Source organism: Micromonospora sp. 4G55 (assembly GCF_016803375.1).
In genome coordinates, this window is the sequence record NZ_JAEVHN010000100.1 from 1 (window position 1) to 14714 (window position 14714).

A 14714-nucleotide genomic window follows, 5' to 3' on the forward strand; every position below is an offset into this window, starting at 1 on the left:
CTGCCGGCCCACCTGCCCCCGCCGGCCCCACCGCCGCGACGACCCCCCGCGGCCACACCATCTGCCCCATGGCCGGCTACTACCGCAACGAAGAGATGGTCGCGGCCGGGGCGGATCTGTGTCTGGCGTTCATCGTGCCCGGCGACCGGCCCGCCGAGCAGCTGGTGCGGGTCGCCACGGCCGCCGGCATCGACGTCATCGAGTTCACACCGCTCACACCGCGAAGGACGGAACCGTGATCGTCACCGTCACCCACACCATCATGGACGGCGCCGTCGTCCGCTGGTACCGCCCCGACATGCCCCTTGACCAGCTCCTGACCGCCCGGCCAGCCATCAGCGCCAGCCGCGAAGGCGTACTGGTCAACGCGTACCTGCACGAGGTGCCGGAGTTCGTGCTGGCGCTCGCGCAGAACATTCACGCCACCTTCCAACGCAACCCCAACGCCCCCGTGCAGCACCTCGCCACCCACCGGCGGCGCGGCATGTTCGGCCCGTACGAACCCGTCCCCGCCGCGACATGCAAGTGCCCGGCGGAGCTCTGCCGCTGCGCGCACGCTGAGGAGCCACGATGACGACATGCCCTGAACTGCTTGCCGCGCAGCTCGGCGACAACTCGTTCACCACCAGCGAGAGCCGCCTGGCCCCGGGCGTCTACCCGAGTGACCCGCAGGGCCACACACTGCTGGTCGGCACCAACAACCGCGCGATGACCGTGCTCGACCTCGGCGGCGTCGTGCAGGTCGCTGGGCTTGACATCACCGACCCGCACCACCTCGATGTGCTTGCCGACCGGCTGCACGAGCTGGCCGACCGGATGCGAGCCCGGCAGACGGGGGGCTGACCGGTGCTCGTCTCCCTCATCCTCACCTACACCTGCGACTGCGGCGCCACCGCCACCGGCGTCATGGTCAAGCAGCTGCGCATCAACAAGCTGTCCATGCGCACCCTCGGCCAGGGGCTCGGCATGATGCCCCGCACGTGCGAGGCCGGACACCCGCTCGCCGACGACCTACCGGTGACCTACCGCCTCCACGACGACGACATGACGCGGATCAACGCCTACCGGCAGCGCAAGGGCTGGCCGCTGCTGGTAGCCGAAGACGCCGCACGACAAGCGGCCAGCACCTGGAAGCCCGCCGGCCCCAGCGACACCCCGGGCGAGCTGGTGCCGGAGCACGGCCCTACCCAACCCGTCGACCTCCGATCCGCCGCCGCGACGGGGGCTGACCGATGCTGACCGACACCGAACACCAGGCGATGGACCTCACCGCCCAGCTGTGGAACACCCTGTGCGCCATAGCCGGCGACGGCCCCGCCCGCGCCGGTGACCTCGCCGAGCTGGGCCAGCACATCCACGCCATCCAGCACGCGATCATGGCTCAGGCCGCCGCCCGCGCACACCCCGACCGGTACCGGCTCATGGGCGGCCAGCCCATGCTGGGCGTCCGAGTCAGCGGCCGGACCGTGCCATGACCTGCGACGTGTGCGGGCTGCCCGACTACTACCGCGGCCAGGGCGACGGCATCGGCTCCTGCGACTGCCCCCGCTGCGACTGCGGCGCTGCCGCCGGCTCCTACCTGTGTGACTGCCCACCGGACGACTGCGACGACCCGGACTGCGACTGCCACTTCGGTGACGACGGCGAGCCCTGGCCGGACGACGTCGTCTACCGGCCCATCGAGACGATCAACCTGCCAGGGGTGAGCTGACCATGCACGCAGACCACCCCCACACCGACCCCGGCGACGGGCGCACCGAATGCGAGACGTGCGGCAAGTACGTCTGGCCCGTCATCCACTCCTGCAAGGGCGTCCCCGTCACCGACCGAGCGCGGCCGCCGCGGACTCCGCAAGCCCAAGGGAAGCTGACCATGCACGACATCGTGGACCAGATCGACGCCGCCATCGACGGCCGCTGCGCATGCGGCTGCGGCGCGCGGATCACCCACCGCAGCCCCTCCGCCTACTACGCCACCGAACGCTGCCAGGACCGGTGGATCAGCCAGCAACGCGGCGACCCCACACCCACACCACCGCCATACCCCGGCACACAGCCACCAGCAGCAGGACAGCCCGAGGACCACGGCCAGCAGCCCCTGGAGATCCTGTTCCGCCAGGGCTACCGCCTCGCCACCTACGACAGCGCCGTGCCCTGGATGCGCCGCTGCCACCACTGCGGCCACATCGACACCCCCGACCGCGGTCGGCGGCGCGCCACCGTGCCCACCATCGACCCCGTACGCGGCGCACCCGACTTCACCGTGCCCCCCGACGAACCGGTCAACCTCTGCCCCAACTGCGCCACCCCCACCCCCGGGCCGTACCTCATCGCGCTGTGGCGCGAGAGCCCCCTCTCCTACCGGCTCACACTGGTCACCGGCGACCGCTGCTGGATGCGAGAGGTCACCGCAGACCTGGTCGAGCGCCGCCCCATCTGGCTTGACGCGTACGTGGCAAGCTGGCGCGACGTCGAGCGCAACCTCCTGCGCGACCTCGCCCCCCGATGCGAGCACACCGCCGGCTGCGGCGCACCCGCCCGCGACCGGTACGAGCTGCGCACCGTCATCCGCTGGCAGGGCGACTGGCTCACACCCGGCCGGACGCTGCTGCTCTGCGGACCCCACGGCGCCGAGTTCCACCACCACTGCCTGACCAACGCTGACCCCCTGCTGGGACCAGCGCACGACGCATGCCGGCACGAGCCCCTGGACTGGGTGCGGGCATGACGACCTACGTCGTAGAGGTCAACGAGGGCAAGGTGGAAGCCAGCCGCCAGGGCATCGACTGGTGGATGCTGTTCCGCATCCGGATGGACGGCACGGGCCGCCTCCACGAGACGACGCCGCCGTGCGTCATCGGCGGCGTCGTCGAGGTGGCCTGTGACAGCCGCGACGATGCGGACTGGCTCGCCACCCACATGGTCCACCACGGCGGTCTGCCGCGCACCACGGTACGCGTCAAGGAATCATCGGCGGGCGACCCATGAGCGGCCCCCGCCGGCCCGGCCGCTCCACCGGCCACCGCACCTACCGCACCAACAAAGCCGCCATGCTCGCCGAACCCGGCGGCGACATCTGCGGCATCTGCGGCCACCACGGCGCCACCACCACCGACCACATCATCAGCCACAAACACTGGCCCCGCGGACCAGACGGCAAGCTGCTCCCCGGCTTCAACGCCCGCACCAACCTCCGCCCCGCACACGGCACCATGGGCCCCGACCTCCCACCCAACCGCTGCCCCGTCTGCCACCGCCTCTGCAACCAGAGCCGAGGCGACGGCACCCGCAACCACCACCCCTCACCCAGGAGCCGGCGATGGTGACCACCCAACAGATGATCGGCGCACTACTGCTCGCCCTTCCCACGCTCGCCATCATCGGCGGCACCGGCGTCGCCATGGCCCGCCAGTTCGGATCGTGGCGCGTCCCCCTCGCCATCTGGTCCGTCAGCCTCGCCGTCACCGCCGCCATCGTCACAGGCGCGTACCTCCTCACGGCATGACAGCACCACCCCCACACACCCCCCACGCCGTCACACACGCGCCACGATCAACATGACGCACAGTGACCGGTTTTTTGATCAAGGGAGGGCCGGAAGCACGCCGCTGCTTCCGGCTTTTCTCTCTCCCATCGAGATATCGCTCTGACCAGCGCAAATGCAAGATCGAGAGGGTGGTATTCGATCATGTCAAGCCCCGCCCGGTGGATCAACCTGACAGCCTTACTGTGGGTAATGGATGAGGCGGAGATTCCGCCTGACGACGTGTCGGTGTTTCCCACGCTGATGGCGCTGGCGCGGTTCGTCGATGAGGACGGCCGGGGGGCGTTCCCGGGCCGCCAGGAGCTGGCGAAGATCGCGCGCAAGTCCGTCTCGCAGGTGCGGCGGGATCTCGCGCGTCTGCTGGAGCTGGAGCTGATCCGTCTCGGCGACCAGTCGTTGGCGGCGCGCATCCGCGCGGATCGGCGGCCGATCGTCTACGACCTCGCGTATGCACGACGGGGCGCCGACGCAGGGGCGTCCACGCGCGGCGGGGCACCGACGCAGGGGCGTGGACGCAGGGGCGTGGATGCCGCCGGGGCACCGACGCAGGGGCGTGGGAGCGATCTACGGGGGGGCATGGGAAGGGGGGAACGACGGGGCACCCATGCGCGGAGAAAAGATCAGGAAAAAGATCAGGAACAAACGCGCGCTACTGCGCGCTCGCGCAACTCCGGCGCGAGCGCACCCGCGCGCAGTGACAACACCGCGTCGTCCACGGCGGGGCGTGCACGCGTGCCGTCCGGTCCGATCGATCTGGAGACGAAGGCCCGCCGCCTGAACGACGCGACGAAGGTCGCCCGGGAGCGGTGGGAACTGTCGGACCTGGACGCGCTGGAGGTGGCGAAGATCGTCACGGTGGACGGGTACGCCGGCCCGGACGAGTGGACGGCGCAGGCGTGGGACGCGGCGCATGCCGAGTGGATCGAGTACCGCCAGGCCCTTGCCGAAGACCCGGGGGAGTGAGCTACCGTGCATCCCGTGATCTGGCCCCTGAGCAGGCGAAACGGGCGGCGCCGCAGCGAGCGGCAGCCGTTCCTGGAGCCCGCCGTCCAGGGCGAGATGCGACGCACCACCGATGCGCTGCGCGCCGGTGCGCCCGCGCGGCCAACCGCGACACCGCCGTGCGACCGCGCGCCCGAAGGGTGGACGTGCTCTCGCGGCTACGGCCACGAGGGACCGTGTGCGGCGTCGCCGGTGGGCGGCGACACGTGGGACATGAAGCAGGCGCTCGCCGCGCCGGGACGCTTCTACGGCGACGGCGGCACGATCCACGGCTCGACGTGGCTCGACGTGGAGGTGGACGACGCCGGCACGGTGGTGGCGGTGTGGTTCCGCTGCCAGACGCTGCCGTGGCGGGTGTTCCGCCGATCGTCGGGTGACGGCCGGTACGGGCCGGAGGACATGAGTCCGTGCCAGCTGACCGGCGTCGAGGTGCTCGATCCCGAGCCGCGGCCATGAACCGGATACGGCAGCACCGGCACGTCGAGCCCCTGGCGCCGACGCTGGAGCTGCTGCCGCCGCGGATCGTCGAGCTGCTGCGCTGCGAGGTGCTGGCCGGCGCGGACCCGGTCGCCGCCGGCTTGCACCGGTACGTCGACGCGTCGTTCGGCCGCTCGTACCGGTCGACGTGCCATGTGGCGTACGAGATGCATCAGGAGCACCTGCCGCGCGCGCGGCGCGCGGTGACGCTGGTGCTGCCGGAGGTGCCGACGATCGCGACGGTGATGCACGAGCTGGGGCACGTGCTCCACGCTGCGCTGGACTTGGAGCCGCAGCCGCTGCCGGTGACGGACTACGCGCTGCTGTCGGGCGGCATGGAGGCGTTCGCGGAGGCGTTCGCCGCGTGGGCGCTGCCGTTCGGGCACGGCTACGGGTCGGCGAAGGATCGGCTGTACGAGCGTGACCGGGCGACGGTGGCGCTGCTCGATGGGTTGGCGGCGGCATGAGCACCCCGCTGGACGACCTGCGGTTCTGGATGCAGACGATCGAGGATGCTCGCCGGACCGTGATGTGCCCGCCCGGCATGGGCGAGCAGGTGCGGGCCATGGCCGACCGCTACGGCGTCGGCGGCATGTACGACGTGCACGACTCGGCGGAGTGCCCCGAGGGCCACATCCTGGTGATCGATCACCACGCCCTCGAGGCCAGCACCCGGCAGGCCGTGCAGCGGATGCGGATCGGCGGCCGGGCGTGAGCGTCGAGCCGGTGGATGACGCCGAGCTGGAGCGCGAGGTCGCCGAGATGGCGCCAGATGCCGGCACCGCAGGCGATGCGCCGGTGGGAGCCGTCGAGCAGTCGGTGAAGACCGCGCTGGAGCAGATCGGCAAGCTCGACGTCGGGGTGCGCGCACCCCTGGCGCTGATGGCCCGCAAGCTGGCCCGCGCGTTCGACCAGTACCAGGGCAACGACCTGACCAAGCTGTCCCGCCTCAACCAGGAGTTGCGGCAGACGCTCACGGCGATGGTGGAGGTGGGCGATGACGGCGATGATGGAGGCGCTGACCTGCCCGCCCCTGTTTGGGACGCCGCGCAGTCCGGAGCGGCCGACGCTCGGTCCGCAGCTGGCGGCGGTGGCGGCGAAGCTGCGGAAGCCGCTGATGCCGCACCAGCGGTTGATCGCGGACGTGGCGATGGAGCTGGACCCGGTGACGGGGCTGCCGGCGTACAGCGAGGTCGTGGTGATCGGCCCCCGGCAGACGACGGGGAAGACTGAGCTGCTGCTGCCGGTGATGACGCACCGGTGCGTGGGGTTCGGCCCGTCGCTGACGGAGTGGATTCGTCGGGAACTCGGCGTGGTGGTGCCGGAGCCGGGACCGCAGACGGTGGTGTACACCGCGCAGACCGCGGACGACGCGCGCAAGAAGTGGCGTGACGTGCACGTGGCCCGGCTGGAGAAGTCGAGCTACCGCCGCCAGTTCACACCTCGGCTGCGGTTGAACGCGGAGGCGATGCTGTGGCGTGACGGGTCGCGGTGGTCGCCGGCGTCGACGACAGGGAAGACCGGCGGTACCGGTGACACGATCGACCTGCCGGTGATCGATGAGGCGTGGTCGCGGCCGGACTCGCGCACGGAGCTGGGGTTGCGGCCGGCGTCGATGACCCGGCCGTGGCGGCAGATGTGGGTGACGTCGATGATCCCGGGTTTGTCGCGGGCGGCGCCGGGCACCTGGCCGTACCTCCAGCGGAAGCGGCAGGTAGGCCGCGCCCGCGTGCAGGCGGGGATCACGCGGGGGACGGCGTTTTTCGACTTCTCGGCCGCGCCGGGGCTCGATCCGGGTGATCCGCAGACGTGGTGGACGTGCATGCCGGGTCTGGGCCGTACCACTCCGGAGAGCGCGGTACGTGACGACTTCGATGCGATGGTCGCTGCGGGGAACCTGGTGGACTTCTGCGCGGAGTACCTGGGGTGGGAACCGACAGAGGCGACGAAGCAATGGCGGGTGATCCGCAAGGAGACATGGTCCGACTTGGAAGACCCCGACTCGGCGGCGGCCGGGTCGGTGGCGCTGTGCCTGGACGCCGACCCCGAGGGGCAGCAGGGGTACATCACCGCCGCCGGCCGGCGGGTCGACGCCGACTGGCACGTAGAGGTGTGCGAGCCGGGGCAGCTGATCCCCGAGGGCACGACCGGGCTGGACTGGGCGGAGCGCCGGCTGCTGGACATGGTCGACAACCCCGAGACCGACGTGTGTGCGGTGGTGATCGACCCTCGCGGTGGCGCGGCTCCGGCGATCGCGTCGCTGCGGCCGAAGCTGGCCGAGCGCGGCGTCCCGCTGCTGACGCCGTCCACGGTCGAGGTGTCGCAGGCGTGCCGCCGTCTGTACGACGCGACGGGGGAGGAGGCGAAGCCGGAAGACGGTGGCGGGGATGTGCCGCCGACGCGGGTGCGGCATCTGAACCAGCCGGAGCTGAATCGGGCGTGGGCGGGCGCGCGGAAGTTGGAGTCGCCGACGTACGGGACGTTCGTGTGGGCGCGGCTCGGCAACGCGGTGTCGATCTCGCCCTTGTACGGTGTGACACTGGCCCTGCATGGTTACGTGATAGCGGCACCTGACGACTACGACCTGTTGGACTCCGTCGCCGGCTACGACGGCGAGTGCCCCGAGTGCGGGGCGAGTCCGGCACCGGGCACTGAGCGCATAGAACACGACCCCGAGTGCCCCTTGCTGGGCGGCTAAGAGGTTCGCGGATGCGCCTGCACGCGGGTGTGACGATGGCGTTGGACGTTCTGGGTCTGCTGCTGGTGGCGGGTGGTGTCGCCGCTGGCCTGTATCCCCGCGTCGGCTGGCTGTGCCTCATCGTCGGTGGTCTGATCATCGTGGCTGTGTCGGCGCTGTGGTCGGTGCTGCGCGACCGCCGGGAGCGCGCGCTGACCGGTGACGAGGGCGACGCGTCATGAGCATGTGGATGCGGCGCAGCGCTGGCCTGTCCACGGTCGATGGGCCGCAGATCCCCGCACGGAACGCGCCGAGCGGTCTGGGCTACGCGCCGTCGTCGGTCACTCCCGACACCGCGCTGCGCAACTCCGCGGTGTGGGCGTGCCTGCGGCTGCGGGCTGACCTCATGTCGACGTTCCCGTGCGACACCTACCGCAAGGTCAACCTCAACGGTACGACGGTGCGGGTGGAGGTGCCGAAGCCCCTGGTGCTGGTCGAGCCCGGCGGGGAGCACTGGGACTACGTGGACTGGATGTGGGCGTCGCAGTTCGACCAGGACCGGTGCGGCAACAGCGTCGGGCTGATCACCGAGCGGTACGGCAACAACCTGCCAGCGCGCATCGACCTGCAGCCGACCAGCGCGTGCACGGTCATCCACCGCAAGGGCGAGAGCCAGCCCCGGTACCGCATCGACGGCACCGAGTACACCGCGGACAAGGTGTGGCACGAGCGGCAGTTCCCGGTAGCGGGCACACCGGTGGGGCTGTCGCCGGTGGCGTACGCGGCGTGGACGCTGTCGGAGAACCTGACCATGCAGGACTTCGCCCGCCAGTGGTTCAGCAACAGCGCGGTTCCGCGCGGTCGGCTGCGGAACACGCAGAAGAAGCTGGAGCCCAAAGAGGCGCGGATCATCAAGAACCGCCACAAGGCGAGCCTTCAGCACGGCGACCTGTTCGTGCACGGCGTCGACTGGGAGTACAACCTCATGCAGGCCGAGCAGGCCGGCATGGAGTTCATCGAGGCCGCCGGTTCACCATGCCGACTTCGCCCGGTACTTCGGTGCGCCCGCTGACCTGATCGAAGTGGCCGTGCAGGGCGGCAGCAACATCAACTACGCGAACATCACCCAGCGGAACCTCCAGTTCCTGATCATGCACCTGGGGCCGGCGGTCGCTCGCCGCGAGAAGAACCTCACGAAGCTGCTGAGCCGACCCCGGTACGTGAAGCTCAACACCGACGCGCTGCTGCGGATGGACCCGCTGGAGCGCGCGAAGGTCATCACCGAGAAGATCAAGAACCGGACGATGACCCCCACGGAGGCGCGGGCGCTCGACGACAACCCGCCGCTGACCGCGCAGCAGATCCAGGAGTTCACCGACCTGTTCGGCGAGCCGGGCAAGGCGTCCGACCAGCGGGCAGCGGACACCAAGGAGGGCACCTCATGACGGGGCCGAGCATCCACATCCGCAGGCTGGAGAGCCGTGTCGCGCGGACCGCGGCCCGGTTCGTCGACCTCGCCAGCCGTGAGCAGCTGTCCGTGGCCGATCTGCCGAGGGTGAAGCTGCCCTGGTACGAGATCCGCAACGAGGCGGACGACGTCGACGGCGACGTGGCGTCCGTGCTGATCTACCAGGAGATCGGCGGGTCGTTCGGGGTCAGCGCCGACGCCTTCGCCGCTGACATGGAGGAGATCACCGCCCCGGAGATTCACCTGCGGATCAACTCGCCCGGCGGCAGCGTGTTCGATGCGCTGGCGATCCACAGCTCGCTGCTGCACCACCCGGCGAAGGTACGCACGTACGTCGACGGCATCGCCGCGTCCGCCGCCTCCGTCATCGCGATGGCCGCCGATCCGCTCGATGAGGTGCGCGACACCGGCGGTGTCTGGATGATGCCGGGCTCGCAGATGATGATCCACGACGCGTCGGCGCTGGAAGAGGGCAACCCCGAGGACCACCGCAAGATGGCGACGTTCTTGGACCGCCAGTCGGACAACGTCGCCGACATGTACCGGCTGCGGGCCGGCGGCGACGTGGCCGAGTGGCGGGAGCTGATGCTGGCCGAGACGTGGATGTTCGGCACGGAAGCGGTGGACATGGGCCTGGCGGACCGCGTGCACGAGCGGCCCGCCCCGGATACCGATGAGCGGATGCGCCGCACCTTCGATCTTGGCCAGTTCCGGTACGCGGGCCGGAGTGCGGCGCCGGCTCCGACGCGACGGCGGTCGACGACGCCGCGCGGTGGCGCGCGGACACAGCGGAGGGAGGAGCCCGTGCGGACGGTGGTGCGGGGGGCGGACGCGGAGCGGCGGGCCGCCGGAGAGCAGCGGGCGGCAGCGGCGAAGGCCGGGGGGATCGTGCGGGTGTCGCGGCGAACGCTGCCTGACGAACGGCGGGCACGGCTGCTGCCGTTCCCGGCGCAGCTACGCGCGAGCACGGAGAAGCGCAACGGCCAGGACATGGTCCACCTGTTCGGGCACGCGTCGGTGTGGAACGTGCGCTACGAGATGTGGGACGACTTCGGCCCGTACGACGAAGAGGTGGACGCGAAGGCGGGCGTGGAGACGCTGGCCAGCGACCCCGACGTGGCGTTCCTCGTCAACCACCGCGGTCTGACGATGGCCCGCACCCGGCCGGGCCCGAACGGTGGCCAGCCGACGCTGGAGCTCGGCATCGACGACATCGGTCTGCCGGTTCACGCGTGGGTCAACCCCAAGCGCCACGACGTGCACGACCTGGTGACCGCGATCGACGACGGCAACATCGACCAGATGTCGTTCGCGTTCATGCTCGATGAGGGCGTGTGGAACGACGACTTCACCGTCTTCACGATCACGAAGTTCGACATCCACCGCGGTGACGTCTCCGCGGTCAACTACGGCGCCAGCCCGTACACCGACATCGCCGCCCGGTCGCGCGAGCTGATGCGCGACCTGGCCAACGCTCCGGTCGGCATCGCCCGCGCCGCGAAGCGGCAGCTGGAGCAGCGCGCCGACCTCAGCGGCACGACGCTGGTGGACGTCGAGACGGCCATGGTCGACGCCGCCCCTGTCGTACACACGTCCGAAGGGCGTAGCATCCAGCACATCGAAGCACTGTTGATCGAGGACTGACCAGGCACTTCGGCCCTGGGCGGCACCACTTAGAACGCTCACGCGGACGCACGCCGGCATATCGGACCGGGGCGGCTGGACGAAGCACCACCGGCATCTTCGACCGGGGTAGCGCGTAGACCAGCGCTGCGGAGCAGGCATCCACTGCTGCTACGTAAGGACCCGGGACGATGACTCTCGATGAGTTGATCCTGTCCATTGAGGTGGAGCAGGAGCAGGCGACCAAGAAGCGCGACCGCGCGATCGCCGAAGTGAAGACCATCCTGGCAAAGGCCCGCAACGACGGTCGCGCCAACCTCACCCCCGAAGAGGACGCCGACGTCAAGGCGGCGTTCGCGCGGCGGAACCAGGCCAAGCAGGACCTGGTCGGTATCGCGTCGAAGATGGCCAACGCGCGGATGGCCAAGGACGCCGAGGACGAGGCCGAGATGGGCCTCGCCGAGCGGTCCGCCGACCCGGTGACGACCAACGGCGCGAAGCCGAAGTACGACCGGGTGGCGCGCGTCGGCCAGGAGGAGCGCACCTACCACCCCGGCAACAGCCGCAACGGCGGCGCGTTCCTGCGCGACGTGGTCCGGCAGTGGACCAGCCGCGACCTGGAGGCGGAGCAGCGGCTGCTCCGGCACATGCAGGAGGAGCGGGTCGAGCGCGGCCAGTACCTGACTCGCGCGGCCGGCGACGCCGGCACCGGCGCGTTCACCGGTCTGGTGGTGCCGCAGTACCTCACCGAGCTGTACGCGCCGAAGGTCGCCGCGATGCGGCCCCTGGCGGACATCGCCAACAAGCACGACCTGCCGGCGGACGGCATGACCGTCAACATCTCGCAGATCACCACCGGATCGTCAGTGGACCTGCAGGCCGCCGAGTTCGACCCGGTGGCCGGCGTCAGCATGGACGACACGTTGCTGACGGAGAACATCCAGACGGCCGGCGGCTACCAGGATCTGTCGCGGCAGGCGATCGACCGGGGCACCGGTATCGAAGACGTGACGATGGACGACCTGTTCCGCCGGTACGCGTCGCGGATCGACTTCACCCTGATCAACCAGGCGGTGACCGGTCTGTCGGCCGTGTCGCAGCTGAACACGTACACGGCGGCGCCGGGCACCTTCGCCGGTCTGTACCCGAAGTTCGGGCAGGCCCAGTCGGCGGCGGAGTCGGCGTACCTCGGCTTCGCGACGCCCGGCTTCGCGGTCATGCACCCCCGCCGGTGGCACTGGCTCAACTCGCAGATGATCTCCACCTGGCCGGCGATGGCGCAGCCGGGCGTGCCGACGCAGAACGCCGGCGTGAACCTCGTGCAGGAGTACGGCAAGGGTGCGCGCGGCATCCTGCCGAACGGCCTGGTGGTCATCGTCGACGCGAACGTGCCGACGAACGTCGCCACCGACCAGGACGAGATCTACATCGTGGCCGCCGAAGAGATCCACCTCTGGGAGGACCCCAACGCGCCGACGTTCATCCGCGCCGAGCAGCCGCGCGCGAAGAACATGGCCGTGACGCTGGTGCTGTACGGCTACTTCGCGTACTCGATGCGCCGGTACGCCAACGGCATGCAGAAGATCGGCGGCACTGGCCTGGCCGCGCCGACGTTCTGATGGCCACCCAGCAGGCCCGTGCGTCGGCACGGAACCCGGAGATGGTCAACCTCGCCTCCGCGCAGGCGGGCAACGGCGTGTCGACCCACATCGCGGAGCGCGGCCCCTCCCACAAGGGCGGGGCCATCCGGATCGTCGCGGCGGCCGGCGCCACGCCGACGTGCACGTACCTGATCGAGGTGTCGGCGGACGGCCAGGCGTGGACGCCCGCGACCTGGGCGGACTACTCCACCCCGAACGTGGACTCCACGTCCACGTTCGTGATCACCACCACCAGCGTCGTCACGAAGATCGTCAAGCAGCCGCAGATCTGGCGCTTCGTGCGGGTCACGTTCAGCGCCAACACGAACGTGATCAACACCGTCGATTTCCTCTACGACGACAGCCAGACCCCGCCCTGGTCCTGAACCAGCGCGCGAGGCGACGAAAGGAGCGGCAGCGATGCCGAAGAACGCGAAGGACGAACCGATCCACGTGCCGGCTGCGGGTGGTGACCCGGACTCCGTGCAGCGGGTCGCGAAGACGATCGACGGGATGACCGGCGTGGACAGGCCTTCGGGTCTGGGCGCGGAGACGCCGGAGGAGCTGTCGGCGCAGCGCGTGGCGCACGGGGAGCGCATCAACGCCGAGCGGAACCGCGGTGTGGTGCCGCAGCCGCCCGGCGACGGCAAGGAGACGGGCGCGCCGTCCGGCGACGACCCGGGCAGCGCCCTGCGGGAGGGCCGGCTGACGCCGGGCGAGGACCTGGAAGGGCAGCGTGACGAGGTGGAGCAGCTGAACGCGGAGGAGGCCGAGCGCCGCGACGCCGCCGAGCAGGCGGAGGCCGACCGTCGCGGGGCAGCTCGCGCAGCGCGCCGGCCTCCGCCGCCACCATCGCCCGGGTCGCGTCGTTCCAGCCGATCTTCGCGTACCCGTGGGCCGCGCCCCGATCGTCGAATAGTTGCAGGGTCGGCTTGTGGTGCGGGTCCGGCGGCCGGATGCCGATCGCCGCGTGCAGCCGGCAACCGGCCAGCCGGCCCAGGTGCGCGGCCAGCAGCAGCTCGGTCTCCTCGACCCCGTCCGGCACGGCGACCGTCAGCACCGGCATCCGGGCCAGCCCGGTGGCGCCGAGCCCGGCCAGCACGCCGACGACGAGCCGGTTGGCCCGTACCCGGGGTGGCCGCAGCGCGTTGTACGCCAGCGTCGAGGCGGCCCCGACCCGCCGGGAGGCCAGCGGCAGCAGGAACTTCGCCCGCGCCACCGACGGCACGACCGCGTAGCGGGCGGCGACGCGGTGCCCGGGCGGGGGCGGGGCGGCGGAGACGTCCAGCCACAACCGGGGGTCGCCGAAGATCGCCCGGCTCACCCAGCCGATGCCGTCGGAGCGTTCCCGGGGATCGTCCGCCCGGTGCGCCGCCATGCCGTCTCCCGTCCGCCCGCACCTGCCACCGGTCCGCGCTGGCGGACACGATAGGGCCCGGGGGCAACGAACCGCCCGACGGGCTCCGAGCCCGCCGGGCGGCGTGGTGCCGGTGGCCGCGGTCAGCGCTGCCAGACGCGGACGTGGTCGACCCGGAAGTCGGCCGGGAAGCGGGTCGCCGCGTCCGGGTCGCCCAGCCAGCCGCCCACCTGGAAGTTCAACCGCAGGTTGTACGGCTTGTGGAAGACCTCGTCGAACCAGGGCGTGGTCGCCCGGTCGCGTTGCCAGACCAACCGGCCGTCGACGTACCAGCGGATCGCGTCCGGCTCCCACTCGGTGGTGTAGGTGTGGAAGCCGTCGCCCGGGTAGCCGGTCGGGAACGGGTACCGCTGGTCCTGCTTGACCGGGGTGTAGTCGTAGAAGATGCCCAGGGTGGCGGCCTGGTAGAACTCGCCGCCACCGGGCAGCTCCACCACGTCGAGCTCGCCCCGGCCGCCGTCGTCCGGGCGCAGCCAGAACGCCGGCCACAGGCCCTTCGAGTCGGTGGGCCCGTTGGGCGACTGGGCGCGCAGCTCGAACCGGCCGTACCGGAACGACGCCCGGCCGATGGTGTCCAGGTAGCTCTGCGTGTACTCGCGGGTCTGCGAGCTGCACACCGCGACCTCCCGCTGGGCGCGCAGGGTCAGCACGCCGCCGGCGACGAAGGTGTTGTCCGGGTCGTCCACGTTGCAGCCCCGGTCGATGTCGCGTCCCTCGTCGTCGCGCAGGTTCCACTTCGACCGGTCGACGAGGGCCCCGTCGAACTCGTCCGACCAGACCAGCCGCCAGCCGGGGACCTGGTCGCCGGGACGGGTGGTGGGCGACGGGGCGGGCGCGGTGGTGCTCGGCGGCGGGGTCGGGGCGGTC

The 14714-nt window shown here is 71.0% G+C and carries 23 protein-coding genes; 21 read left to right on the plus strand and 2 right to left on the minus strand.

The window, feature by feature from the left end:
- The first annotated feature begins 68 nt into the window (after positions 1-68).
- The 21 genes from JNW89_RS11460 (at position 69) to JNW89_RS11555 (ending at position 12816) form a co-directional block, all read left to right on the plus strand.
- The gene (locus JNW89_RS11460; protein ID WP_238448883.1) at positions 69-239 is read left to right on the plus strand and encodes a hypothetical protein; all 171 of its coding nucleotides are present in this window, start codon (positions 69-71) and stop codon (positions 237-239) included.
- The gene (locus JNW89_RS11465) at positions 236-574 is read left to right on the plus strand and encodes a hypothetical protein (protein ID WP_238448884.1); all 339 of its coding nucleotides are present in this window, start codon (positions 236-238) and stop codon (positions 572-574) included. The genes JNW89_RS11460 and JNW89_RS11465 overlap by 4 nt, the downstream gene beginning before the upstream one ends.
- Positions 571-843, plus strand: coding sequence for a hypothetical protein (locus JNW89_RS11470; RefSeq protein ID WP_238448885.1), 273 nt, complete (start codon positions 571-573; stop codon positions 841-843). Before JNW89_RS11465 ends, JNW89_RS11470 begins: the two co-directional genes overlap by 4 nt.
- A gap of 3 nt (positions 844-846) precedes the next feature.
- Positions 847-1239: a hypothetical protein gene (locus tag JNW89_RS11475; RefSeq protein WP_238448886.1), complete on the plus strand. Its 393-nt coding sequence runs from the start codon at positions 847-849 to the stop codon at positions 1237-1239.
- The gene (locus JNW89_RS11480; RefSeq protein ID WP_238448887.1) at positions 1233-1475 is read left to right on the plus strand and encodes a hypothetical protein; all 243 of its coding nucleotides are present in this window, start codon (positions 1233-1235) and stop codon (positions 1473-1475) included. Before JNW89_RS11475 ends, JNW89_RS11480 begins: the two co-directional genes overlap by 7 nt.
- A complete protein-coding gene (locus tag JNW89_RS11485; protein WP_238448888.1) occupies positions 1472-1711 on the plus strand; it encodes a hypothetical protein in 240 nt (79 codons plus the stop codon). The genes JNW89_RS11480 and JNW89_RS11485 overlap by 4 nt, the downstream gene beginning before the upstream one ends.
- Positions 1712-1872: 161 nt before the next feature.
- Complete coding sequence (locus JNW89_RS11490; RefSeq protein ID WP_238448889.1) at positions 1873-2727, plus strand: hypothetical protein; 855 nt, start codon at positions 1873-1875, stop codon at positions 2725-2727.
- On the plus strand, positions 2724-2987 hold the full coding sequence (locus tag JNW89_RS11495) for a hypothetical protein (protein ID WP_238448890.1): 264 nt from the start codon (positions 2724-2726) through the stop codon (positions 2985-2987). Before JNW89_RS11490 ends, JNW89_RS11495 begins: the two co-directional genes overlap by 4 nt.
- Positions 2984-3325, plus strand: a complete 342-nt coding sequence (locus tag JNW89_RS11500) for a hypothetical protein (RefSeq protein WP_238448891.1) — start codon at positions 2984-2986, stop codon at positions 3323-3325. The genes JNW89_RS11495 and JNW89_RS11500 overlap by 4 nt, the downstream gene beginning before the upstream one ends.
- Positions 3319-3504, plus strand: coding sequence for a hypothetical protein (locus tag JNW89_RS11505; protein WP_238448892.1), 186 nt, complete (start codon positions 3319-3321; stop codon positions 3502-3504). Before JNW89_RS11500 ends, JNW89_RS11505 begins: the two co-directional genes overlap by 7 nt.
- Positions 3505-3735: 231 nt before the next feature.
- On the plus strand, positions 3736-4506 hold the full coding sequence (locus JNW89_RS11510) for a hypothetical protein (RefSeq protein WP_238448893.1): 771 nt from the start codon (positions 3736-3738) through the stop codon (positions 4504-4506).
- A gap of 15 nt (positions 4507-4521) precedes the next feature.
- Positions 4522-5001 carry a hypothetical protein gene (locus JNW89_RS11515; RefSeq protein WP_238448894.1) on the plus strand — a complete coding sequence of 160 codons (480 nt, stop codon included), beginning with the start codon at positions 4522-4524 and terminating at the stop codon, positions 4999-5001.
- Positions 4998-5489 carry a hypothetical protein gene (locus JNW89_RS11520; RefSeq protein ID WP_238448895.1) on the plus strand — a complete coding sequence of 164 codons (492 nt, stop codon included), beginning with the start codon at positions 4998-5000 and terminating at the stop codon, positions 5487-5489. The genes JNW89_RS11515 and JNW89_RS11520 overlap by 4 nt, the downstream gene beginning before the upstream one ends.
- Entirely contained in the window at positions 5486-5737 is a 252-nt protein-coding gene (locus JNW89_RS11525; protein WP_238448896.1) for a hypothetical protein, read from the plus strand. The genes JNW89_RS11520 and JNW89_RS11525 overlap by 4 nt, the downstream gene beginning before the upstream one ends.
- A 375-nt stretch (positions 5738-6112) precedes the next feature.
- Positions 6113-7720, plus strand: a complete 1608-nt coding sequence (locus JNW89_RS11530; RefSeq protein ID WP_238448897.1) for a hypothetical protein — start codon at positions 6113-6115, stop codon at positions 7718-7720.
- 11 nt (positions 7721-7731) lie between these two features.
- Positions 7732-7941, plus strand: coding sequence for a hypothetical protein (locus JNW89_RS11535; RefSeq protein WP_238448898.1), 210 nt, complete (start codon positions 7732-7734; stop codon positions 7939-7941).
- A complete protein-coding gene (locus JNW89_RS36695; protein WP_255540698.1) occupies positions 7938-8771 on the plus strand; it encodes a phage portal protein in 834 nt (277 codons plus the stop codon). The genes JNW89_RS11535 and JNW89_RS36695 overlap by 4 nt, the downstream gene beginning before the upstream one ends.
- Before the next feature lie 10 nt (positions 8772-8781).
- Positions 8782-9144, plus strand: coding sequence for a phage portal protein (locus tag JNW89_RS36700; protein ID WP_309139976.1), 363 nt, complete (start codon positions 8782-8784; stop codon positions 9142-9144).
- Positions 9141-10811 (plus strand): head maturation protease, ClpP-related, encoded by a 1671-nt coding sequence (locus tag JNW89_RS11545; RefSeq protein WP_238448899.1) that lies wholly within the window; start codon positions 9141-9143, stop codon positions 10809-10811. Before JNW89_RS36700 ends, JNW89_RS11545 begins: the two co-directional genes overlap by 4 nt.
- Positions 10812-10981: 170 nt before the next feature.
- Positions 10982-12409, plus strand: coding sequence for a hypothetical protein (locus JNW89_RS11550; protein WP_238448900.1), 1428 nt, complete (start codon positions 10982-10984; stop codon positions 12407-12409).
- Positions 12409-12816 carry a hypothetical protein gene (locus JNW89_RS11555; RefSeq protein ID WP_238448901.1) on the plus strand — a complete coding sequence of 136 codons (408 nt, stop codon included), beginning with the start codon at positions 12409-12411 and terminating at the stop codon, positions 12814-12816. The genes JNW89_RS11550 and JNW89_RS11555 overlap by 1 nt, the downstream gene beginning before the upstream one ends.
- 212 nt (positions 12817-13028) lie before the next feature.
- On the opposite strand, the gene JNW89_RS11560 is transcribed toward JNW89_RS11555, so the two are convergent.
- The gene (locus JNW89_RS11560; RefSeq protein WP_375155080.1) at positions 13029-13808 is read right to left on the minus strand and encodes a hypothetical protein; all 780 of its coding nucleotides are present in this window, start codon (positions 13806-13808) and stop codon (positions 13029-13031) included.
- Between the two features lie 122 nt (positions 13809-13930).
- A partial coding sequence (locus JNW89_RS11565; protein ID WP_238448902.1) for a family 16 glycosylhydrolase occupies positions 13931-14714 on the minus strand: 784 nt, incomplete at its 5' end.

Bases quoted from the DNA above. Each gene is read 5' to 3' on its own strand.
- JNW89_RS11460 (WP_238448883.1), top strand. From the start codon at position 69: ATGGCCGGCTACTACCGCAACGAAGAGATGGTCGCGGCCGGGGCGGAT.
- JNW89_RS11470 (WP_238448885.1), top strand. From the start codon at position 571: ATGACGACATGCCCTGAACTGCTTGCCGCGCAGCTCGGCGACAACTCG.
- JNW89_RS11480 (WP_238448887.1), top strand. From the start codon at position 1,233: ATGCTGACCGACACCGAACACCAGGCGATGGACCTCACCGCCCAGCTG.
- JNW89_RS11485 (WP_238448888.1), top strand. From the start codon at position 1,472: ATGACCTGCGACGTGTGCGGGCTGCCCGACTACTACCGCGGCCAGGGC.
- JNW89_RS11490 (WP_238448889.1), top strand. From the start codon at position 1,873: ATGCACGACATCGTGGACCAGATCGACGCCGCCATCGACGGCCGCTGC.
- JNW89_RS11495 (WP_238448890.1), top strand. From the start codon at position 2,724: ATGACGACCTACGTCGTAGAGGTCAACGAGGGCAAGGTGGAAGCCAGC.
- JNW89_RS11500 (WP_238448891.1), top strand. From the start codon at position 2,984: ATGAGCGGCCCCCGCCGGCCCGGCCGCTCCACCGGCCACCGCACCTAC.
- JNW89_RS11505 (WP_238448892.1), top strand. From the start codon at position 3,319: ATGGTGACCACCCAACAGATGATCGGCGCACTACTGCTCGCCCTTCCC.
- JNW89_RS11510 (WP_238448893.1), top strand. From the start codon at position 3,736: ATGGATGAGGCGGAGATTCCGCCTGACGACGTGTCGGTGTTTCCCACG.
- JNW89_RS11520 (WP_238448895.1), top strand. From the start codon at position 4,998: ATGAACCGGATACGGCAGCACCGGCACGTCGAGCCCCTGGCGCCGACG.
- JNW89_RS11525 (WP_238448896.1), top strand. From the start codon at position 5,486: ATGAGCACCCCGCTGGACGACCTGCGGTTCTGGATGCAGACGATCGAG.
- JNW89_RS11535 (WP_238448898.1), top strand. From the start codon at position 7,732: ATGCGCCTGCACGCGGGTGTGACGATGGCGTTGGACGTTCTGGGTCTG.
- JNW89_RS36695 (WP_255540698.1), top strand. From the start codon at position 7,938: ATGAGCATGTGGATGCGGCGCAGCGCTGGCCTGTCCACGGTCGATGGG.
- JNW89_RS11545 (WP_238448899.1), top strand. From the start codon at position 9,141: ATGACGGGGCCGAGCATCCACATCCGCAGGCTGGAGAGCCGTGTCGCG.
- JNW89_RS11550 (WP_238448900.1), top strand. From the start codon at position 10,982: ATGACTCTCGATGAGTTGATCCTGTCCATTGAGGTGGAGCAGGAGCAG.
- JNW89_RS11555 (WP_238448901.1), top strand. From the start codon at position 12,409: ATGGCCACCCAGCAGGCCCGTGCGTCGGCACGGAACCCGGAGATGGTC.
- JNW89_RS11560 (WP_375155080.1), bottom strand. From the start codon at position 13,808: ATGGCGGCGCACCGGGCGGACGATCCCCGGGAACGCTCCGACGGCATC.